Origin of the sequence: uncultured Gilvimarinus sp. (assembly GCF_963975215.1) — a bacterium.
In the GTDB taxonomy this organism is placed as follows: Bacteria; Pseudomonadota; Gammaproteobacteria; order Pseudomonadales; family Cellvibrionaceae; genus Gilvimarinus.
On record NZ_CAXBFW010000001.1, the window covers coordinates 421,838 to 442,132 of the forward strand.

The following is a 20,295-nucleotide window of genomic DNA, read 5'->3' on the forward strand; positions in this document are numbered from 1 at the left end:
ATGAATCAAGCCGTTAATCAAACTGTACCCGCCGCCAGCGCCGAGCCGCTTAAGTCGCGTCGTCAGCGTTTATACCGAACACTCTGGCGCTGGCACTTTTACGCCGGTGTTTGCTGTATTCCTTTTGTGATTATTCTGGCGCTGTCCGGTGCTATTTACCTGTTTAAGCCGCAGTTTGAAGATTGGGTGGACCGGCCCTATCACCAACTCGCCGTTTCGGGGCAGGCAGTGTCGGTAAATCAGCAGATCGCTACCGCGCGTGCCGCGGTGCCGGGGTCGCAGTTTATGACTTATCAGTTGCCGGCAAGTGAGGCGAGCGCGGCCATTATCAGCGTCAGCGATGCCGGGATACGTACCTTGGTGTATGTGGACCCATATCAAAATACCGTACTGAAACAAATCGCGTATAACGATCAATTTATGCAGCAGGTCAAAGCGTTTCATGGCGCGCTATTGGCCGGTACGGCGGGCTCGGTAATTGTCGAGCTTGCCGCCTGTTGGGCAGTCATCCTGGTGGTCACCGGCCTATACCTCTGGTGGCCACGCACGTCGAAAGGATTCGCTGGCGTGTTATACCCTCGATTGCGCCAGGGGCGGCGCATTTTTTGGCGCGACATTCACGGCGTTACCGGCTTTTGGCTGGCAAGCTTCACCTTGTTTTTATTGATCTCGGGCCTGCCCTGGACGACGGTATGGGGCGCCGCTTTTAAAGAGCTGCGCCAGTGGAATACAGCACCGGTGGAGCAAAGCTGGAGCAGCGGTGCGGCTAAAGCGGCGCCAGCCTGGAGGCCGCTGGCGGTTGATAGAGTAGATTTATCGGATACCGTGGTGAGCGCCGTTCGCGAACTAGAGCTGGCACCACCGGTAGAGCTGTCAGTAGCTGCCAGTGAGCCCTTACTGATTAAGGCCAGCTCGCTGACGCAAAATCGCCCTAAGCGCGCCACCGTATGGCTCGATGGCGAGACGGGGAACGTGCAGCGGGCGTCAAACTTTACGCAAAAAGGCGCGCTAGACCGAGTGATTGGGTTTGGTATTGCCGCCCACGAAGGGCAGTTGTTTGGCTGGTTTAACCAGTTGCTGGGCGTTATCACCGCCTTGGGGTTGGTGTTGCTGTGCGTCAGTGGCACCGTACTTTGGTGGCGCCGCAAACCCGCTAAAAAGCTTGGGGCACCGGCCTCGGTGCCGGCTGGTCGTGCTGGAGTGGTTGTCTCGGCAATCATACTTGCACTGGGTATTGCACTACCGCTGGTGGGTATGTCGTTACTTGCCGTGTTAGTGCTTGAGTGGCTGATTTTGCGCCGGTTTCGCGCCACCCGGGATTGGCTGGGGCTTGCTAAGCAGGCCTAGTTTCCCGGTAAGGCGCTATCGAGTGTTGTTTACCCTGGCGACAACCTAGCTTATAGTTACATTAACTATAATAAAAGTTAGGAGTCACCATGCACACACCTTTAGTCCGTAGCCACTTAGTCGCTTTGCTGCTGATGTTGTCTATTGCCTTCCTGAGCACCGCCTGCGGTGGTGGCGGTGGTGGTGCCAGCAGCGCGCCACCTGTTACCCCGTCGCCACAACCAGAGCCGGATCCCGAACCAGAGCCGGATCCCGACCCCGAACCCCAGCCAGAACCCGATCCTGAACCAGAACCACAGCCCGAGCCTGTGACGGATATTCCCGCCGGCGGTGTCTCGGTGATTACCTCGGCCCCGGCAACCAGTTACGCATTTTGGCAGGGCGATAACAACGGTGCCGTAGGCTCGGCGGAAACTGTCAGCGCCGATCACGAGCAGTTTTCTCAGGCGGTGCGTATCTCGGTTACTAACCCATCGGGTGAGTTTTACAACGGCCAGTTGCAGTACCCAACCACCACCGCGTTAAATGAAGATGACGTATTGTTGCTGCATTTGTACTTCCGCTCGGTGGAAAACACTTATGAAACCGGTGCTGGCTTTGCCACTGTATTTATGGAGACACCGGACTATACCAAGTATGTTCAGCACGAACTAAGCAGTGCTGGCGAGTGGCAGGAGTATTTTATTCCGCTGCAAATGCCGCGCTCTGAATCCGCCGGTGAGACTATTGTGAAAGTCGGTTTTGGCGCTGGAGACCGCAGCCAGGTGTTTGATGTGGCTGGTGTGCAGTTGCTTAACTATAGCAATACACTAAGCGTGGACGATTTACCCGTTACCAAGCTGAGCTATGTAGGCCGCGAGCAAGATGCCAGCTGGCGAGCAGAAGCGAATGCGCGTATCGAACAGTACCGCAAAGGTGACTTTACCGTCACGGTGCTCGATGCCAATGGTGCGGCCGTTAGTGGCGCAGACGTTCAGGTAGAGTTTGAGAGACACGCCTATCATTTTGGTTCGGTGACAGTGGGTAGCCTGTTAATGGGCGAGGGCAGCGATAGCGACACCTACCGTGACAAAGTGCTGGAGCTGTTTAACCAAAGCGGTCCGGAGAACGATTTAAAATGGGCGCCGTGGGCGGGCGAGTGGGGCACAAGTTTTAACCCGACCACAACGATCGCGGCACTACAGTGGCTAAAAGATCACGACTTTTACACTCGCGGGCATGTATTGGTGTGGCCCTCAAAAAGAAACCTACCAGAGCTAATGCAAGGTTACTTGCCCGAGGGTAACCCCGCCGCTGCAGACCCTGAGGCTAAGCAGAAGGTACTTGATCATATCGATGACATTACCAGTGCCACGGCAGCCGTTTTGGATGAGTGGGATGTTCTCAACGAGCCCTACGATAACCACTATTTAATGGACGCCTTTGGCGATGAGGTCATGGTGGACTGGTTTGAGCAGGCGCGTTCAAACCTGCCATCCCATAAGCTTTATATTAATGACTATTCGATTTTGTCCGGTGGTGGGCGTAACTTTTCCCATCAAGATCACTACCAACAGACCATACAGTACTTAAAAGATAACGACGCGCCGATTGATGGTATTGGTTTACAGAGCCACTTTGGCAATTCTCCAACCTCAATTAGCCGTATTTACGATATTATCGAGCGCTTTCATCAGGCGTTTCCCGATTTAAAAATCCGCTCGACAGAGTTTGATGTCAACACCACAGATGAAGACTTACAGGCAGATTTTACCCGGGATTTTCTCACTATTTTCTTTAGCCATCCGGCTACCGTTGGGGTGCAAAAGTGGGGCTTTTGGGCCGGCGCACACTGGAATCCCGATGCCGCTATGTACACCCAAAGCTGGCAAGAAAAACCCAATGCCCAAGCGTGGAAACAAGCCATTTATGATACGTGGTGGAATGATTTTAGCGGTACCACCAACGAAGTGGGCGAGTATGCTAATCGGGGTTTTTACGGTAAATACACAGTAACGGTTAGCCGCGATGGGCAAGAGCAGTCGCAAAGTGTAATGCTACTGCCTGATGGCGAGCGCGAATTCACTTTAACGATTACCCCTTAATTTTTACGAGCATAAAAAACGGCGGCCGAAGCCGCCGTTTTTTTTATGGAGTAATGCTACGGCTAGTTTTGCAAACCGTTATCAATGGCTTTAATCAGCTCGCCATTATCAGTATCGCCGTTCAGCTCCCAGAAGAATGCGCCACCTAAACCCTGTTGTTTAAGGTATTGCATCTTGCCGTTAATGGTTGCCGGGGTGTCGTAGCTCCACCAGTTGTTGCCACACTTGGCGTAGGCTGTGCCGGCAATAGTGCCGGTAGCCGGGCAGGTGTTTTTAAGCACCTTGTAGTCTTCAATGCCCGCTTCGTAGGTGCCACTCGCCGCGCCGGTGGCAGTGCCGCCCGGTGTTGCTTGAGTTACGCCCGTCCAGCCGCGACCATAAAAACCAATACCCAGCATGATCTTCTCGGCGGGTACCCCTTTGCTCTTAAGCACTTCAATACCGTTGTTGGTGGTAAACCCCTGTTGCGGAATGCCATCGTAGGTATAAAGCGGCGAGTGCGGCGCCGTGGGACCTTGCTTGGCCCAGGCACCGAAGAAGTCATAGGTCATGAGCATATAAAAATCCAGATACTGAGCCGCACCACCATAATCGGCCGCGTTAATCTTAGTCTCGCCCGCGCCAATGGCCGAGGTGACCAGGGCGTCTTGACCAAACTCTTGACGCAATGCCTGCATTAAGTCGCGGTAACCACCAAAGCCGCTATCGTCACAGCTTAAGCCACACTCGTTGGGGTATTCCCAATCAATGTCGATACCGTCAAATACATCGGCCCAGCGTGGGTCTTCGACTAAGTCGTGACACGATTGCGCAAACTGCTGCGGGTTAGCCGCTGCCTGGCCAAAACCACCGGACCAGGTCCAGCCACCAAACGACCACACCACTTTAATCTGTGGGTACATGGCTTTTAAGCGGCGCAGCTGACCGAAGTTACCATCCACTTCACTGGTGCCCCAAACATCGGCAACACCGTCAACACTGTCGGCAGCGCTGTAGGTTTTTTGGTAGTCGGCGTAGGCGTCGCCCACCACACACTGTCCGTTTTTCACGTTACCAAAGGCGTAGACGATGTGCGTGAGCTTTTCGGCCGAGCCGCTGGTGTGGATATTTTTAACGTGGTAGTTGCGATCGTACACCCCCCAGTTGGTGAAATACCCGATGACTTTATCGCCGTAAGTCGTATTCACCGTGCCCACAGTAACTGTGGTGGTGACACTATCGGTGGCGCCTTCGTCGTCAGTAATGGTCAGGGTAACGGTGTATTGGCCGTCGCTACTGTAGCTATGGCTAGGATTAGCCTGCGAGCTGCTATTGCCATCGCCAAAGCTCCAATCGTAGCTGACAACGTTGCCATCCGGGTCCGAGCTACCGGCACTGGAAAGGCTAATGCTGGTGTTGGCCTCCGTGTTAAAGGGGCCGTTAACTTGTGCCACCGGAGGCTGGTTTTGATCGGCCATAACCACCGTGATATTCGCCGTGCTGGAGTGGTTTGCCCCGAGGTTGTCAGTAACCGTGAGAGTCGCCTGGTAAGTACCGGCATTGGCGTAGCTGTGCGACGGGTTGGCCTCGGTGCTGGTGCTGTTATCGCCAAACTCCCATAAATAGGCATTAATAGTACCGTCTGGGTCGCTGCTGCCAGCGCTGCTAAAGGTGATGGCACTACCGGCACTGCCCGAGTAGGGGCCGTTAGCGTTAGCCGTAGGAGCTAGATTGCCCGGCTCGCTGCAGCTATCGGTTTGGCTCCAGGCCTCTTGCCAGTGGGCGCCATTACCCGGCTCGTAGGCCCAGCTGGCCGATGATGAGCACCAGCCGGCGATGTCGCAGCGATACACTTGCCCGGCGTTTTGTACCAAGTCGCCCGCCGCGTATTGCGTACCGGCGTTATAGAGGGCGGCGGTACAGTCGCTGGGCTCACCCGAGTCGGCACTGATAGCGGCGCTGGTGCTGGCCGTAGCGCTGGCGCCGTCGTTGTCGGTTACCGTGAGCGTAACGCTGTAGTCGCCGTCACTGGAGTAGCTGTGGCTGGGCGATGCCTGGGTGCTGCTGGCGCCGTCGCCAAAGTCCCAGGCGTAGCTGGCAATGTTGCCGTCCGGGTCGCTAGAGCCCGCGCTGTCAAACGCAATGGCACTGCCGGGCACGCCACTGTAGGGGCCGTTAACATTGGCTGTGGGGGCCTGATTATTGTTTGGATCTGATCCGTCACAAGCGCCGAGGGCAGACCATTGCTGGTATTGGCCGGAATTGGTGCTCGGGTCGTTCCCCTGCGTCCACCAGTTTGCCTGATAGGCCTGCCCGCTGCGCTGCACTTGCGTGCCGCCGGTGTAAACCGCCTGAGCGTCCCAGTTAACAAGGTTGGTGCAATCGGCAGCCTGTAGGCTGTGTGCGGCAAGCGCCGCCACCGAGCACAAGCTAAAAGTGTGTATAAGTTTCATGGAGTATCCCTGTTATCGTATTTATGTTTTAGGGGCGGTTGATTTAAATCGCTCCCAACACCAACAGGGCTCGACACGCAACCGCTGGCAAAGCATTACTCATCCTCCAGTAATACATTGCACTGTTCGCGTTGCCCCCGTTACGGGGTTGTGCGTCCTTGGTCAGACAACGTTGTCTTATTTTGCCGCGCCACCCCATACCCGGGTCAACGATGGATAGGCTAAATTGTGACCTTGTTAAAAATTGTAAAAGAAATAAGCACCTTAGATCGAAAAAGCATCAGTGCTGGCATGAAAATTACTTTTTAATTACTGAAATTCTCGGTTTTTTAATTTTCTATTCCATATAATTATTATTCGGCTGGTAGTAGTCGCTGGCTCCGACAGCTCGGTGCTGTAGCGTCGCGAGTAGACTCATCGTGTCGTCAGCCACACGACCCATGTATACGAATGCAGTACGCAGGAGATGGCGATGAGGTTCCGCGTTGGAGGTTACGAGTTATGGGTGTTGGCATTGTTTACCTTCTCTGTTCTTGGCTGTGGCGGTGGGGGAAGCAGTAGCAGTGCTGAAAAACCGGAGCCACCTCCTGTTACGACGCCATCTCCAGAGCCTGAACCAGCTCCAGTGCCCGAGCCCTCACCGGAACCAGATTGTACCTCGGTAGATTGTGTTGACGAGCCGGCGGTAGGCCAAAGCGCTTTGTTTGGCGTGAACTGGGTACCTGGGGATGCAATTACAAACCCTCATGATGCGAGTAAGACTTCTGCCCTGCAAGATTATTCATACGCGGGTTTTGCCTATGGCGAGAGTGCGCTTCCTGAAGCCACTGCCGAGTACGTGATTAGCGTTATCAATGACGGCAGTGCCGACGTATCAGGTGATATTCAAAAGGTGCTCGACCAAGCGGTAAGTGTTGGCGGCGGCGTACTTTATTTACCCGAGGGCTTGTATCGCTTGGATAAACCCTTGGCGATCACAGGCTCGGACATTGTGTTGCGTGGAGCAGGGCCCGGAAAAACCCGTCTGTGGTTTAAAGACGGTGGAGGCACAAGCAATGCCCACCGAGAGAACTTTACCATGACTGGCGGGCAGCCCTTGCAGTATCAGCGGCAAACCGACTGGCGCATGACAACAGCCGCCGCCATTAACGATACCTCGGTGACGTTAAGTTCGGCGCAAGGGTTATCCGTTGGTGATGACATAGTGATTGCGTGGACAATTACCGCAGACTTTAAAGCCGAGCACAATAGTGCGGCCTATTGGAGTCATGTGGCGAACGGTGAATTAAAACCATTTTTTCGCCGTACAATTACCTCGATTAGTGGTAACCGAATAACGTTTAAAATCCCGGTTCGCTACCCTGTTAAATTGCGCGATAACCCCGAAGTACAAAAAGCACTGCACTATGGTGAGCGCAATGGCCTGGAGGCATTATCAATAACCAATGCGGTCGGGGTTGAAAACGCCTGGCGCGGCTTTGACAAATCGACATTAATTGCGCTGCGCTTTTGTAAAAACTGCTGGGTGAAGCAGGTAGCAAGTTATGACCAAACGGGAAGTGGTTATGAATTGCGCTCGCACGGTATTGCGGTTGATCAGAGCGTTAATGTCACCATCAGTGATACCCGCATGGCGAATGCGGAGCACCTGGGCGGCAACGGCAATGGCTATTTGTATCAGATATCGGCGAGTAATGAAGTCTTAATTAAAAACTCAGAGGCTATCAACGGACGCCATAACTTTAGTTTTAGTTGGGATTTTGGGGCGTCGGGTAACGTTTTTTTACGGGTTAAAAGCGAGGGGGGGCGTGTTTGTTCGTCCTATACTAAACAGCTACGCAATGATTGTTCAGAGGGCGGGGCGGACTTCCACCACGCGTTATCAATGGCCAACTTATACGATAGTGCCGTGATTAATGACAGCCTCAGAGTGGGCAACCGACTTACGGCATCATCCGGTGCCGGCCAGACAGGCACTATGAATGTGTTCTGGAATATCCGTGGGCGTGGCAACCTTTACGCTTATAATCACGGCGCGGGTTACGTTATTGGTACCTCAGCCAGTGTTAGTGTCAGCACTGATTTGGCGCTAAATGATTACCCCGAGCGGTTGTTGGCAATTGGTACAGAAGAGGAAGATTACACCGAGCTGCTCGGCCAGGCAGAGATCTTATCGCCCCAGTCACTGTACGAAGCTCAGTTGGCACGTAGGCGTTAGGGGTCATGAAAATTTCATGGCAAAAACAGTACAGCTAATGGCCGTTTCGCCAATTGCGGTCTACTCTCTAAGACGGTGGCATTGTTGTCGATAGGTTAACGATGCCGTTGACGGCTTTAATGAAGCTAACTAAAGGAATTGGATTGAGGGAAAGCATATGGCGTACGTCACAATTGAAGGTGAAACTTACGAGAAGGAGTTACTGGAGCTGGCCAAGCAACACACCACTGGCCGCAACGAGGGCAACCTGTCAAAAGACGAGGTGTTGGATTTAATGAGCTCCGCCAAAGATGGCCCCGGTGTTACCGATACAGAGTTAAAAACGCTGCATTACATTCGCTCGCACTTTCCGTTTACCGATGCCGCCGCGACTCTGTTTGATAAAGAAATCGCCAGCTTGTAATTACCTGAGGTAGTAAAACGATGAGCTTATTAAATATGGCCGCTGACATATTCTTGAATCAGTTGGGCGGCAAAGGTGAAGGGTTAGATTTACAGAAAGTAATGGGCGGCTTAAAATCGCTGCTACCCACCGAAGGGGGCGATCTGGATATACCGGCCCTGCTGAATATGGTGACCCAGCAAGGTGGCGGTTTGGCCGCCGCCGCGCAGTCCTGGTTGGGCGATGGTGCCAACCAATCGTTAGGCTCGCAGGATGTGAAGAGCTTGCTGGGTGAAGACAAAGTAGCGCAATTTGGCAGCCAGATTGGCGTGGAAACCGATACCGCCGCCGAAGGTTTAGCGGGCATGCTGCCTAAACTACTGGATAAAAGTAGCGAGGGTGGCAGCTTGTTAAGTGGCGTGGTTTCCTCGGGTGCAGGATCACTACTGAAAGGGTTGTTTTAACTGTGACTCGCGCCGGGCGTTAGCTGAACGAATTTAGGGCTGCGCACCCGGCGCGAGCTGATCCTGGTGCTCCCCCGCTTTTAGCGCGCTTAAATCTTGCTCAAGTCCAATCAGCCAACTCTTAAACGCCGTGCGCCAGGCAAGGTTCTGGCTGGTTCTGTTGTTGATATAGGCCTGGTGCTGCAATGGCAATAAGTCCTCAATAACCGCCAGTAACGCACCGGTTTTGGCATTGACCAACACGGCCTGAATTTTAATGCTCCCGAGGCTCCCATCGGAGAACGTTTGACCTACGGTATCTAATTCAGCGTCTGCAACGCGTTCACTCTTAGGATAGAACTCTGTTATACGAAACTCTAGCGCAATAACGTTTAAACCTCCGGTGTGAGTCGGAGAGAATTCGTCGCTGCGATTGAAAATAACCGGCGCAAAGGAATCAAATTGTGCACAGATGGCATCCATCTCTTTGAAGGAGGACTTCTGCCAGCTGAGCACCACCTCATTGCTGGCATGCTCAGATAAGGTCATGCGATCAAATGTGGCCGGAAAAAATAAAATCTTATCGTAGCCGGAAAAATCCACTTGGCTATCGACAAAAAAGGAACCGGAATGTGAGTTTTGCCACTGACGATACGCCGAGACATCGGGTTTATTATCCTCTTTAGCCGCTTCGGCGTGACTGACACAAGCAAGCGCTACTAGTATCGCCGCTAGCCACTGTAAATGTTGCCAGAGCAAACGACCTAATGGGTAAGTGGGGGTAAGGGCACCGGGTGGGGTGTTAAGTCGCATAGAGATATCCACATTTGATGGTTATTGGGCCTCTACAATTAGTCGCCCCGCACATACCTTTGACCCCAGCGGGTTAATACCACCGTAGCGATACCTGCCAGCAGCCAGATAGGCGAGAGCAGCACGGCTAAGGCAACACCATCGACTAAGCCCATTAGTGCAATCATCCAGGGGATAACGGCAAATCCGTAGCCGTTTGGCAGTTTGTTTTCGAGCCGCGCCACGACCGTAACCAGTAACGTATAGCCACACTGAATTAACCCCAGTATGACCACCGCTTGGGTGGCGCTGCCCGACAGCGCAAAGGCCGCTACCAGATAAACCCCTAAGCGGGTGCTGGCCATTAACGCGACCGTAGCCCAGTGCCGTTTGTGCCACACATCGTAGGCAATAATAAGGGCCAGTAACCCGGCTGCAGCCAGAATACCGCGACTGTTGGGGGCTAGCCACAAAAGCGCAAGGCCCGCACTAAACAGCGCCAGTGATAACGTCAGTACAGTGCGAGCTTTAATATCGCCATTGGGGATAGGGCGATAGGTTTGGTGCACGGCATCCCAGTGGCGGTCGCAGTAATCGTTAAAGCTCATGCCGCCGGCGTAAAAGCACGATAGCGCCAGTAAAATTAAACCGCTGGCCAGCACCGGAAACCCAGTGCCCAGCGCCGCGCTGGTAAGCGCGATACTGGCCACGGCGTTCATCCATACCGTGGGCAGGTTACTTACGCGGCCAAGTTTAAGGGCGGTGTTAAGCGTCAGTGGCATGTTCGGGCTCCGGCGTTGTTTGCGGCTCATCGCTAAAGATATGTTGCAAGATTAAATCGCAGACATCGGTGGCGTGAATTTGATGCTCCGGGATCAAGTTTGCCTGAGTGCTCATTAGCACCGGTGTCGAGTGATCTGTACCATCGTAAACACCGTGGGAGCCTTTTACTTGCATTGGGTCGGTAGAGATAACATCCAGCACATAACGCATGCCCATTTTCTTTTGCGCCAAGCGGCGCGCAACTTTTAGCTTGGGGAATTTTAGTTTGGGGTCGAGAAACAGCTCGCACGGGTCAAAACCAGGCTTGCGATGGATCTCTACCTGGTGAGCAAAGTCGGGCGCGCGGGTGTCATCTTGCCAGTAGTAATAGGTAAACCAGCTGTCCGGCTCGGCTAATAGCACCAGCTCGCCGGCGCGCTCGTGATCCAGGCCGTACTCGGCGCGTTCGGCGCCCTCTAGTACTTTGGCAACGCCTTCGGTGTTGGCAAACAGTGTTTTGAGCTCGGCAATATCCTCGTGCGCCTGTACGTAAATATGGGCGATCTGGTGGTCGCTCATGGCAAAGGCGCGGCTGGTGTGAAAGTCTAGATACTCCCGCCCCAGGTCCACCTTTAACGATAGCTTACCGGCATCGCGCAAAATTCGGTTGGGGTGCACCGGCCGCGAGACCGGCACAATGCCATACTCGGACAACAGCATCACCCGGCAGTCGCGCTTGCTAAAGTAGGTCAGTAACTCGCCCACCAAATCATCAATTTCGGCTAGGTCTTGCGCGATATCGCCCTCGGGCCCGACTTTTTGCAAGATGTAATCCAGGTGCGGTAAATACACCAGTTGCAGGGTCGGTTGATGCTCCGCCTCGATATGCATGGCGGCGTCGGCGATCCAGCGCGATGATTTAATGCTGGTGGCCGGCCCCCAAAAGTTAAACAGCGGAAATTTGCCCAGTTTTTTACTGAGTGTCTCGCGCAGCTCGAGCGGATAGGTGTAACAGTCGGGGAGCTTGCGGCCATCGGCGCAATACAAAGGCCGGGGCGTTAGGGTGTAGTCGGCATCGGTGGCCATGGCGTACCACCAAAAGGTGTTACTGCAGGTAAAACTTTTATCGCGCGCCCGGGCCATGTCCCAGATTTTGGGGGCCTGAATCAGCTTGTTGCTCTGGCGCCACAGCCACACCTCATTTTGCTCGCGAAAATACCAGCCGTTGGCGACAATCCCGTGCTCGCTGGGCTGCTTGCCGGTTAAGTAGGTCGCCTGGGCTGAGCAGGTAACCGCCGGTGTCACGGGTTTAATGGTGGTACTGCGTGCCGCGAGCTGATTGATATTGGGGGTGTGCTCCCCAAGCAGTGCCCGGGTAAGTCCGACTACATTAAGAACGACGGTTCTGTGCATATTGGGCCTCGTTTATTCGGTGGTGTTGCGCGCCGCTAGTCTAGCAGTGCTTTAACCCACAAGAGTTCGCGGGCAATGCTCTCGCTTACGGTATCGGTGCGTAACTGTTCGGGGATGGCGGCAAAGCTGTAGGTTTCTACCTCGAGCGGTATATGGCTGTCCAGCTGGGGTAAAAGCTCGCGCAAAAAATCCTGTGTGGTGCCGCACTCACCCAGATGTTCGAGAAAAATCGGGATATGAAAATGCACCCGGCACTCGTCAAAGTGCTGCCCTTGTTGCAGGGCCTGTTTAAAGTCAGTGAGGTCGGTAAAGCGGTGCAGCTGATTGCTGTGCTGGCAATGGGCCACCGCTTGGTGCAAATACACGGGCTCGTCAAAATTCAGCAGTTTAGGTATTTCATCGCCGGTGGCTTTGAGGGCGCTGGAGACCTGCACTTTGCCAATGGTAATGCCCGCCGCAATAATTCGCTGTAGGCAATCGCTGGCACTTTCAAACTCTACGGCCTGGTGGCAGCAGTCAAAACACAAGCCCACGTGGCGGCGTAAATGCTCGGGTAGATTTAACCGCTTAAAAAACTGGATGGCTTCGTCGGTGGTTTCAAGTACGCACATTGGCTCCGGCTCGAGCGCGAGCACCAGCAACACGCCGGTTTGCTGATAGAGCTGATAATAGTGCTCGGCCACATCGCGAACGTAGCCACAGGCGAGCTCCCACTCATCAATAGCGTCGGTATTAAACGCTGGTTTAAAAGCAATGGGTACCGTCGAGATCGACAAACGCTTGGCGCCCGGCTCGAGCTTTACCGCTAAATCACCTAAACGTTTACTGTAGCTCGCCCGTTCAGCGCTGCGCCAATCGGGTAAATACACATTCTCTTTTACCCGGCGATTGTGAAAGGTGCCGTAAGGAAAGCCGTTAATGGTGAGCAGGTAGCAATTGTGCCGCTTGCACCAGGCGCGAAACTCGGCGATGGCGTTATCGTCCGCTTCCAGCACCGCCTGCTGAGCGATGCGTAACCCCAGCGGAAAAGCGCCGGTGGGGTTTACGCGGGCTTTAACTTCCAGAGCGTGGCTGTCCAGGTTGTGCATGACATCCGCCCAGTGCTCGCCCGGGTGAATGTTGCCGCAGTAGGTCAGCTCGGCCATGTGCCCTCCAGTAAGTACTGGCGGCAGCGCTCCATTAAGCGGTGGTCAATTTCGTCAACCTCCTGGGCGGCCCCTTCGCGAGTGAGCAGGGTGATGCACAGGCGGCCTCCCAAATGCTCGCGAAAATCCTCAAGTGCTTTGTGGATATCGAGTGATTCGAGCGCGGTGTGGGTGAGGCTAAAACCGACGCCTTCGAGTGTGGTGCGAATACGGCTCAGCGACTCGAGCGTAATCATGCCTTTAAGGTAGGAGTAGATCGAGTCGAGCGCGATGCCAATGGCGACGGCCTCGCCGTGGCGCAGTTCACTGGCCGAGATTTCCTCCAGCCGGTGCGCGCACCAGTGACCAAAATCCAGTGGCCGGGCGCTGCCTTGTTCAAACGGATCGCCGCTGGTGCGAATATGGTTTAAGTGCAGCTCGGCGCAGCGGGTAATCATGTACTCGGTAGGCTCGGCACTAAACTCGGCCAGCCCCTGGCGGTTATCGTGCAGCCAGTTAAAAAAGTCGCCGTCGCGAATCAAGGCCACTTTGATCGCCTCGGCAATGCCCGAGACCCGATCGCGCGAGGGCAGGCTGGCTAAAAAATCAAAATCGTTAATCACCGCAAAGGGGGCGGCAAAAGTACCCAAATAATTTTTGCGGCCGCGGTAGTTGATCGCATTTTTTACCCCGATGCCCGCGTCGTTTTGCGCGAGCACCGTGGTGGGCATACGAATTAACCGGATGCCGCGGTGAGCGGTTGCCGCCGCGTAACCAATGGCATCGATCACCGCACCGCCGCCAATGACTAAGGCAAAGCTGTGGCGGTCGATGTTTTGCGTTTGCGTGCGCTGATAAAACTCGTCCACCTCGGTTGGATCGGATTTGCTAATCTCGCCGCCACGGACAATCAAGGGTGGCTCGATCAGCTCCAGCGCCTCGCCGTGGGTGTCGGCGTAAAGCTGCAAGCGGTCGACGATATCGGGGTGAGCCTGCAGCACGTTTTGATCGATAACCGGCAGTACCCGGTGAGGGCCGGGCCCGGCGCGTTCAAGAATGTCCCGCAACAGCGGGCTCTCGGGCGCGAGGGTATCCCGGTCAAAACACACCGGAAACTGATGGGTCATGGTAAAGCTCTGATCAATCTGCAACACGTGACACGCTCTTATCGTTAATTTTTTACTGGCTCATCAATGCGGGGCTGTTGGCCGCGCAAAACGGAGTTGTCGCTGTAGGATTGCGACTGGTCGATCACCGCATCTTGCATCAGGGCGTCGACGTCGATTTGTCCAGATTGGGCGTACGCCTCGAGTGCATTGCCCCAGCAGGTTAGTTCGATGGCGGCCGGCTCGATGCCGCGCTCTTTCATTAAGTGGGCAGTTTTCGGTACCGACAGTGGGTCACTCACCCCCCAGTCCGCCGAGCTGTCGACGATGATGCGCTCGGGGCCGTATTGGCGCACGATCTCAACCATGCGCTCGGAGCCCATCTTGGTGTTGGGATAAATGGTAAAGGCGGCCCAGGCACCGGCGTCTAATACGCTTTGCACTGTTTCTTCGTTGTTGTGGTCGATCACCAACTTGTGTGGCGGTACGCCCATTTCAAGCGCTACATCGATGCTGCGAATAATGCCGTTCTTTTTATCGCGGTGGGGCGAGTGCACCATCACCACCATGTCGTGCTCGACGGCAAATTTAAGCTGCGCCTGATAGATAAACTCTTCGGCTGGGGTGATCTCGTCGTAACCAATTTCACCGATGGCGACTACGCCTTCCTTTAATGCAAAGTTGGGTAAAAGCTCCAGAGCTTCACGCGCGAGGCCCTCGTTATTGGCCTCTTTGGAGTTAATACCGATGGCGCAATAGTGGGCTATGCCAAACTGTGAGGCGCGAAAACGCTCCCAGCCTACCAAGCTTGAAAAGTAGTCGATAAAGCTGCCCACATTGGTCCGCGGCTGCCCCATCCAGAAGGCGGGTTCGATAATGGCGCGGATGCCGGCGGCGGCCATGTTTTGGTAGTCATCGGTGGTGCGACTGGCCATATGGATGTGTGGGTCAAAAAATCTCATAGCTCTGTCTCGCTGTTATTGGTGACCAGACGGGCAAATTGCTGTTGATCAAATTTACCGCCCAGCGCCGCATCAATAGCGTGTGCGACGTCGATATCTGACTCGGTTTCGGCCAGACGTTGTACTTCGGTGTGCTGCTCGGCTCGCGCCAACCCGAGGACAATGGCCGAACGGGTTACAGTGTCGGCTTCGGGCCACAGTTGCTCGGCCAGCGCTCGGCTGCGCTCGGCGTGGCTGGCGTCCAGACACAACCATAAATCGTGGGCAATGGCGCGCCCGGCGCTGCGGCGCTCGTCGGCCAGATCGAGCGCAATGCGGGTGAGCTCCGCGCTGCGGCGCTCGTCCAGGCCGATAATACGGTGCAGTGGCAGCTCTAAAAAAAGCGCTTTAATTACCAGTTGGTTCCAGCCGGTATCATCAAAGTGTTTGACCGGGTAGGGGTTATCCAGAGCAATAGCGCTGAATACACTGAGCATATTCGAGCGGCAGCCCTCGCCGGCGCGCCAGACAAACCGCCCCGCCTCTGGCAGCAGTGCCAGCGAGCGATACAGGGCGCAGGTTTCTCCCTCGTCGGCATAGACGAATAAAGACTCAAAATCCTCTGCAAAGTTCGGCTCGGTGACGTCTTCGCGGGTGCATATCAGGGCGACCCGGAACAGCTCGAGCAAGTTCCAGCGTTTGGGTGACCAGCCGGGTGCGGCATGCTCGCAGGCGGCTAGCTCAGCCTCAGTGAGCGCCAGAGGCACGCGCTTGGCGTGGCGGCTGGCCATTGAGATAAGTGCTGAAAAGCGCGAGCGCTCGGCGCCGGCCGCCACTTCTCGTTGGGCTTTTTGCCAAAAATCGAGGGCGGCGTCACTAAGGCGAGGTTCGAGTAGCTGCGCCAGTGTTGCTGTTATTTGTTCTTTCATAGAGTTTCGCTATGTTATTAAAGGGCGCTTGCGCCGATTATACGGAATCGCCTTAGGGTTATCGAGTTGCTCGGGTGCAAGCGGGCCGTGGTTGCGCCAAGTGGGGCGCGGTCTGTAAAGATTTGTTGCACACGTTTACGCCGTTATTAATGGTAAGCTTGCAGCTTACAATTTGTATTGGAGCAGATTAAAGCATGATTGGTAAGATAATTGGCGGTGTATTAGGTTTTGTGGTCGGGGGCCCTCTGCTGGCTATGCTGGGGGTGTTTATCGGCCATATGTTCGATAAAGGCTACCGCAATCAAGCCCGTATGGCGTCTCCGGAGCAGCAGGCGATCATACGCCAGTGCTTTTTTGAGACAACCTTTACTCTGCTGGGGTATCTCGCCAAGGCCGATGGTCGCGTGAGCGAGATCGAGGTGGCTCAGACCGAGCAGCTCATGACTCAGATGGGCCTGTCTCCCGACCAGCGCCGGGTAGCCATCAATTTATTCAAAGAGGGCTCTCAGCCTGACTTTAACCCTGAGGCGACTTTCGCGCAGTTTCGCACCCGCTGCGGCAACAACCGCAATTTGGTGCAAATGCTATTGTCGTATCTGGTGAATCTGGCCTTGGCCGATGGCCAGTTTGATGCCAGCGAAGAGCGTGTGTTGCGCGAAGTAGCCGCCGCCTTGGGTATCAGTGGTTTCGCCTTTGAGCAATTGCTGCGCATGATTAAAGCGCAGCACTCGTTCTCGGCTGGGGGCGGGTATCAGTCCGGCGGTGGCGCCCAGCCCCGGGGTGGCGACTTAAGCAGCGCTTATGAAGCACTTGGAGTTGAATCCAGCGCGTCGGATGCCGAGGTGAAAAAGGCTTACCGTAAATTAATGAGCCAGTACCACCCGGATAAACTCGCCGGACAAGGTTTGCCTGAGGATGCGGTTAAAGCCGCCACTGAGCGCTCGCAAGAGATACAGGCGGCTTACGATTTGATTAAAAAGTCCCGTCAGTAACTGCAATTAAAGTGCGGTGCGCGGGCACACTTCCCGTTCACCGTTCACCGTCAATATGTTCAATCAGCTCGACCAAATCGTCTGCGTGTTCTTCCTCTTGCGCTAACAGGTCCTCCAGAATGCGGCGAGTAGTGGGGTCTTTATCGCCGACAAAGCCAATCATCTCGCGATAGCTGCTAATGGCAATGCGCTCGGCCACCAAATCTTCTTGTAGCATTTCCAGCGTGTCGCCACCTGTGTGGTAATCGCTGTGCGAGCGCTTGGTTAGCTCATCCGGGTTCATTTCGGGCACGCCGCCGAGCTGGGCAATACGTTCGGCCAATTGGTCGGCGTGTTGTTGCTCCTCTTGGGCGTGCTCCCAAAACTCGGCCGATGCCACTTTGGCACCGCGGCCGTGCGCGGTGTAGTAATGCGCCTTGTAGCGCAATACGCAAATGAGCTCGGTGGCGAGCGCCTCGTTAAGTAGCTCAATAATCTGATCTTTATCCTGAGTAAAGTCCTCGGTAACGGCACCGTTCATCATGTGCTTGCGCGCCTGAGCGCGGCGGTTATCCAAGTCTTTAATAAAGGCTGTATTTGTCATATGGTTACCTCTGAGTTGCATCACGGTTAAATTTTGAATGCGTCAATTGGCTACGGCGCAACGCTTAGTTTGTTGTGTACTTTGTCGATATCCGGATGTTTAGTGACAATGGCCTCAGCAAGCTTGAGCTGTGCGTCGCTATCGACCGAGCCGGACAAGGTCACCTCGTTTCGGTAGGTGTCAACGTCGATGCCAAGACCGCTGAGATTTGACGAAGCCAGAAGCTCGGTCTTAATGGCGGCAGTCGTCGAGATATCAGATAGATACTCTGCAAAGCTGCGGCCCTTTTCTTGGTCTCCATCAAGCGCTAGGGATTTATCGACACTGAGTTGGTTGTCTACCTTTTCAATACCCTCCACGCCCATTGCAACATTTGTTGCCAGCTCTTTGTCGATTTCATTCGCAACGGCGCCGGTAAGCGTCGCGGTAGATGCGGTTACGTTTACGCTCAGCTCGAACGGATTGAGGTGTTTGTTTAACGCCAAAACCGTGTCGAGCCGGCCTTCTATCCAGCCATCGCGAAACGCATCTTGCTCGCTCTCCCAGCTCTGCCCGCTGTCTTGGCTAAACTCGGCCCAATAATCTTTGGCTGAGGGCTTATCAGCGTAGGCACCCTTACCGCTCGCACCGATCGCGGTCGAGACTGAGAAGGCGGTGACAAGTGCCACCGACGTAACGGGTGCGATCATGTGTTGCAGTGAGTGTCTTTCCGGGGTGTTCATCGTGTAATACTCCGCAAATAAAATGACAAGACAAAACGATTAAAAATTCATTGTTGCCTCCCTTTATGCGTAAATCGTGCCAGACGTATAAGAAGAGTTTTGGATGTGGTGAAATTCGTAAGAAAACGGCGCGGCCACCTTTGTCGTCTGGATGTTTTAGCTTTTTAGGCTTGAAGAAATGGCGCATTAATCGCGCGCGCCGAGCGGTGAGTGCGAGGGCTTAATTTTCAAATCTGTGAAAAATGTACAGCCCTAATGGCCATGACATTAGTTTTGTTGCGGAAAAAGGCCTTTTTTATCGTTTATTTACTCATCAACGGGCTGGTATAGATTTCGCAGTAATTGACGACTTTGCGTGTAAGCCAGATCGGGCGAGCATGTGCCTGTTATTACCAAAGCGTCACCATCCAGAGGCCAACAATATGTCGACAATCCCTAAATCCGACCTTACGGTAGCAGCCGTTAGTGATCGCCTAATCAGTCGAGGCGCTTTGCTGGCACTAAAGCTATTAGCGATCCTGGCGGTGCTATATACCTTATATTTTTCTCAGACTTTATTGGTGCCAGTTTGTGTTGCGGCCTTTATCGCGCTGTTTTCAAGCCCGTTGGTTCGAGCATTGGGTGTGCTTTATATACCTAAGCCTGCAGCGGCATTGATGGTTATTGGCTCTTTAGTCGGGGGGATTAGCTATCTGTTCGGTTTGTTAGTCGAACCCGCGACACGTTGGTTGCAGGTAATTCCGACGTTAAGTGACAAGCTCGCCAGTGAGATGGGAGAAATGTCGAAGTCGTTTACGGCGATTAAAGAAAGCGTGATGTCCGGATCTTCGTCGGGCGGTGGGGGTGACTCCATAGAGAAGGCCATGGATTCGACCTTGCATTCAGCGGTGTCGGTATTGGCCGAGACAACAGCGCTGTTTGCTATACAGGTTGGTGCTGTGGTGGTGATTACCTATTTCTTTCTTGTGTTTGGCGAGGAGCTCATGCGCCATGTAGTAAAGGCTCGCAGCACCTTTAGCGCTAAAAAGTCGACCGTCGTGGTTTTTCAGGCAATACAAGATGATATCTCTCGCTACGTGCTTGTCATTTCACTAATTAATGTCGGTTTAGGGCTGGCGACCGCCGGTGTAATGAAATTGTTGGGGGTCGAAGACGCCTTGTTGTGGGGGGCGCTGGCGACCTTGCTCAATTTTGCGCCCTATGTGGGGCCAATGTTGCTGGCGGTAATCCTCACTGGTGTGGGGTTTATGGAGTACTCGTCCTGGGAGGCGGTCGCTATGGTGCCTGGGGCGTTCTTAATTCTTAACTTTATCGAGTGTCAGTTTGTTACTCCCACCCTACTAGGTCAGCGATTCAATATGAATCCGTTGCTTGTTGTTCTTTGGATGTTTGTTTGGGGGTGGCTGTGGGGTGCCGTGGGGATGTTGATAGCGATCCCGTTGCTTGTGTGCGGGCGCATACTGGCGACCCACTTAGATCTTATGGGTCGATGGGTTGGCGTGCTCGATGGCGGGTATGGGGCGGATACAGAAGCGGCACCGGCGCCACGTTCAGTCAGCTCTAACACTGACTCGTAAGAAAGGTTTTGGCCGGTGCGGCGCGAAATATATGTGTAAAACGTGCGTTTACGGATGCAGATGTTGCAAGTTAAGGGGTAAAAAGAGGCTGCTGTTGCCCTGCTAAACCCGGTGTTTTGCCCCGCAGCCTAGTAGCGGCGCGGCTTTAAAAAAGTTGGCACGCCGTTTGAGTTATAAAACCTGTAAGCCGCCAAAAGCGCAAGCGTGAAGATGGCGGCATAAACAGCAAAGGAGAATAGCTATGTTAGGTTACGCAATTTTATTTTTTATTATCGCACTGGTCGCCGCTGTATTCGGTTTTGGTGGTATCGCGGGCGCGGCGACGGGCATCGCACAGATATTGTTTGTGGTCTTTTTGGTGCTGTTTATTCTGTCGCTTATCTTTGGTCGCCGCCGACCATAACGGTTGGTAGCGAGCTGGCAAAGCAATAGTTTGTCGTTTGTTTGA

Annotated in this window: 18 protein-coding genes; 8 read left to right on the plus strand and 10 right to left on the minus strand. The window is 54.1% G+C overall.

The annotated features are described in order from the left end of the window. Nucleotides 1-1,347, plus strand: coding sequence for a PepSY domain-containing protein (locus AAC019_RS01730; RefSeq protein ID WP_339896825.1), 1,347 nt, complete (start codon nucleotides 1-3; stop codon nucleotides 1,345-1,347). Between the two features lie 89 nt (nucleotides 1,348-1,436). Further along, nucleotides 1,437-3,431, plus strand: a complete 1,995-nt coding sequence (locus tag AAC019_RS01735) for an endo-1,4-beta-xylanase (RefSeq protein WP_339896826.1) — start codon at nucleotides 1,437-1,439, stop codon at nucleotides 3,429-3,431. A 62-nt stretch (nucleotides 3,432-3,493) separates the two neighbouring features. Here AAC019_RS01735 and AAC019_RS01740 read toward each other — a convergent pair whose 3' ends face one another. Then, nucleotides 3,494-5,863, minus strand: coding sequence for a glycosyl hydrolase family 18 protein (locus AAC019_RS01740; RefSeq protein ID WP_339896827.1), 2,370 nt, complete (start codon nucleotides 5,861-5,863; stop codon nucleotides 3,494-3,496). Nucleotides 5,864-6,335: 472 nt separating this feature from the next. On the opposite strand from AAC019_RS01740, the gene AAC019_RS01745 reads away from it, so the two are divergent. From AAC019_RS01745 to AAC019_RS01755, 3 genes are all read left to right on the plus strand, one after another. Then, a complete protein-coding gene (locus AAC019_RS01745) occupies nucleotides 6,336-8,081 on the plus strand; it encodes a glycosyl hydrolase family 28-related protein (protein WP_339896828.1) in 1,746 nt (581 codons plus the stop codon). Nucleotides 8,082-8,238: 157 nt separating this feature from the next. Further along, nucleotides 8,239-8,484 carry a hypothetical protein gene (locus AAC019_RS01750; RefSeq protein ID WP_339896829.1) on the plus strand — a complete coding sequence of 82 codons (246 nt, stop codon included), beginning with the start codon at nucleotides 8,239-8,241 and terminating at the stop codon, nucleotides 8,482-8,484. A gap of 20 nt (nucleotides 8,485-8,504) precedes the next feature. Further along, nucleotides 8,505-8,927: a YidB family protein gene (locus AAC019_RS01755; RefSeq protein WP_339896830.1), complete on the plus strand. Its 423-nt coding sequence runs from the start codon at nucleotides 8,505-8,507 to the stop codon at nucleotides 8,925-8,927. A gap of 33 nt (nucleotides 8,928-8,960) precedes the next feature. Here AAC019_RS01755 and AAC019_RS01760 read toward each other — a convergent pair whose 3' ends face one another. From AAC019_RS01760 to AAC019_RS01790, 7 genes are read right to left on the minus strand one after another with little or no spacing between them, the layout of a single operon-like run. Next, on the minus strand, nucleotides 8,961-9,719 hold the full coding sequence (locus AAC019_RS01760; RefSeq protein WP_339896831.1) for a hypothetical protein: 759 nt from the start codon (nucleotides 9,717-9,719) through the stop codon (nucleotides 8,961-8,963). 38 nt (nucleotides 9,720-9,757) lie between these two features. Further along, entirely contained in the window at nucleotides 9,758-10,480 is a 723-nt protein-coding gene (locus tag AAC019_RS01765; protein ID WP_339896832.1) for a UbiA family prenyltransferase, read from the minus strand. Further along, nucleotides 10,464-11,873: a nucleotide pyrophosphatase/phosphodiesterase family protein gene (locus tag AAC019_RS01770; protein WP_339896833.1), complete on the minus strand. Its 1,410-nt coding sequence runs from the start codon at nucleotides 11,871-11,873 to the stop codon at nucleotides 10,464-10,466. The genes AAC019_RS01765 and AAC019_RS01770 overlap by 17 nt, the downstream gene beginning before the upstream one ends. Nucleotides 11,874-11,908: 35 nt before the next feature. Continuing rightward, a complete protein-coding gene (gene eboE / locus AAC019_RS01775; RefSeq protein ID WP_339896834.1) occupies nucleotides 11,909-13,018 on the minus strand; it encodes a metabolite traffic protein EboE in 1,110 nt (369 codons plus the stop codon). Continuing rightward, nucleotides 13,006-14,151 carry a 3-dehydroquinate synthase gene (locus tag AAC019_RS01780; protein WP_339896835.1) on the minus strand — a complete coding sequence of 382 codons (1,146 nt, stop codon included), beginning with the start codon at nucleotides 14,149-14,151 and terminating at the stop codon, nucleotides 13,006-13,008. The genes eboE and AAC019_RS01780 overlap by 13 nt, the downstream gene beginning before the upstream one ends. A gap of 17 nt (nucleotides 14,152-14,168) precedes the next feature. Further along, a complete protein-coding gene (locus AAC019_RS01785) occupies nucleotides 14,169-15,065 on the minus strand; it encodes a TatD family hydrolase (protein ID WP_339896836.1) in 897 nt (298 codons plus the stop codon). Further along, nucleotides 15,062-15,973 (minus strand): EboA domain-containing protein, encoded by a 912-nt coding sequence (locus AAC019_RS01790; RefSeq protein WP_339896837.1) that lies wholly within the window; start codon nucleotides 15,971-15,973, stop codon nucleotides 15,062-15,064. The genes AAC019_RS01785 and AAC019_RS01790 overlap by 4 nt, the downstream gene beginning before the upstream one ends. A gap of 194 nt (nucleotides 15,974-16,167) precedes the next feature. Here AAC019_RS01790 and djlA point away from each other — a divergent pair, with 194 nt between their 5' ends. Next, nucleotides 16,168-16,965, plus strand: coding sequence for a co-chaperone DjlA (gene djlA, locus AAC019_RS01795; RefSeq protein WP_339896838.1), 798 nt, complete (start codon nucleotides 16,168-16,170; stop codon nucleotides 16,963-16,965). Between the two features lie 37 nt (nucleotides 16,966-17,002). On the opposite strand, the gene AAC019_RS01800 is transcribed toward djlA, so the two are convergent. Continuing rightward, complete coding sequence (locus AAC019_RS01800) at nucleotides 17,003-17,548, minus strand: ferritin-like domain-containing protein (protein WP_339896839.1); 546 nt, start codon at nucleotides 17,546-17,548, stop codon at nucleotides 17,003-17,005. Nucleotides 17,549-17,598: 50 nt separating this feature from the next. Beyond that, a complete protein-coding gene (locus AAC019_RS01805) occupies nucleotides 17,599-18,270 on the minus strand; it encodes a BON domain-containing protein (RefSeq protein WP_339896840.1) in 672 nt (223 codons plus the stop codon). 242 nt (nucleotides 18,271-18,512) lie between these two features. Between AAC019_RS01805 and AAC019_RS01810 the strand changes: the two genes are divergently transcribed. Beyond that, nucleotides 18,513-19,847, plus strand: a complete 1,335-nt coding sequence (locus AAC019_RS01810; RefSeq protein ID WP_339896841.1) for an AI-2E family transporter — start codon at nucleotides 18,513-18,515, stop codon at nucleotides 19,845-19,847. Between the two features lie 241 nt (nucleotides 19,848-20,088). Further along, nucleotides 20,089-20,250 (plus strand): DUF1328 domain-containing protein, encoded by a 162-nt coding sequence (locus tag AAC019_RS01815; RefSeq protein ID WP_339896842.1) that lies wholly within the window; start codon nucleotides 20,089-20,091, stop codon nucleotides 20,248-20,250. Nucleotides 20,251-20,295 lie beyond the last annotated feature (45 nt).

What these genes read in the sequence shown, in the direction of transcription:
- AAC019_RS01800 (WP_339896839.1), bottom strand. Translation starts at nt 17,548, where the DNA reads ATGACAAATACAGCCTTTATTAAAGACTTGGATAACCGCCGCGCTCAG.
- AAC019_RS01815 (WP_339896842.1), top strand. Translation starts at nt 20,089, where the DNA reads ATGTTAGGTTACGCAATTTTATTTTTTATTATCGCACTGGTCGCCGCT.
- AAC019_RS01810 (WP_339896841.1), top strand. Translation starts at nt 18,513, where the DNA reads ATGTACAGCCCTAATGGCCATGACATTAGTTTTGTTGCGGAAAAAGGC.
- AAC019_RS01770 (WP_339896833.1), bottom strand. Translation starts at nt 11,873, where the DNA reads ATGCACAGAACCGTCGTTCTTAATGTAGTCGGACTTACCCGGGCACTG.
- djlA (WP_339896838.1), top strand. Translation starts at nt 16,168, where the DNA reads ATGATTGGTAAGATAATTGGCGGTGTATTAGGTTTTGTGGTCGGGGGC.
- AAC019_RS01755 (WP_339896830.1), top strand. Translation starts at nt 8,505, where the DNA reads ATGAGCTTATTAAATATGGCCGCTGACATATTCTTGAATCAGTTGGGC.
- AAC019_RS01740 (WP_339896827.1), bottom strand. Translation starts at nt 5,863, where the DNA reads ATGAAACTTATACACACTTTTAGCTTGTGCTCGGTGGCGGCGCTTGCC.
- eboE (WP_339896834.1), bottom strand. Translation starts at nt 13,018, where the DNA reads ATGGCCGAGCTGACCTACTGCGGCAACATTCACCCGGGCGAGCACTGG.
- AAC019_RS01735 (WP_339896826.1), top strand. Translation starts at nt 1,437, where the DNA reads ATGCACACACCTTTAGTCCGTAGCCACTTAGTCGCTTTGCTGCTGATG.
- AAC019_RS01765 (WP_339896832.1), bottom strand. Translation starts at nt 10,480, where the DNA reads ATGCCACTGACGCTTAACACCGCCCTTAAACTTGGCCGCGTAAGTAAC.
- AAC019_RS01805 (WP_339896840.1), bottom strand. Translation starts at nt 18,270, where the DNA reads ATGAACACCCCGGAAAGACACTCACTGCAACACATGATCGCACCCGTT.
- AAC019_RS01790 (WP_339896837.1), bottom strand. Translation starts at nt 15,973, where the DNA reads ATGAAAGAACAAATAACAGCAACACTGGCGCAGCTACTCGAACCTCGC.
- AAC019_RS01760 (WP_339896831.1), bottom strand. Translation starts at nt 9,719, where the DNA reads ATGCGACTTAACACCCCACCCGGTGCCCTTACCCCCACTTACCCATTA.
- AAC019_RS01730 (WP_339896825.1), top strand. Translation starts at nt 1, where the DNA reads ATGAATCAAGCCGTTAATCAAACTGTACCCGCCGCCAGCGCCGAGCCG.
- AAC019_RS01785 (WP_339896836.1), bottom strand. Translation starts at nt 15,065, where the DNA reads ATGAGATTTTTTGACCCACACATCCATATGGCCAGTCGCACCACCGAT.
- AAC019_RS01745 (WP_339896828.1), top strand. Translation starts at nt 6,336, where the DNA reads ATGAGGTTCCGCGTTGGAGGTTACGAGTTATGGGTGTTGGCATTGTTT.
- AAC019_RS01750 (WP_339896829.1), top strand. Translation starts at nt 8,239, where the DNA reads ATGGCGTACGTCACAATTGAAGGTGAAACTTACGAGAAGGAGTTACTG.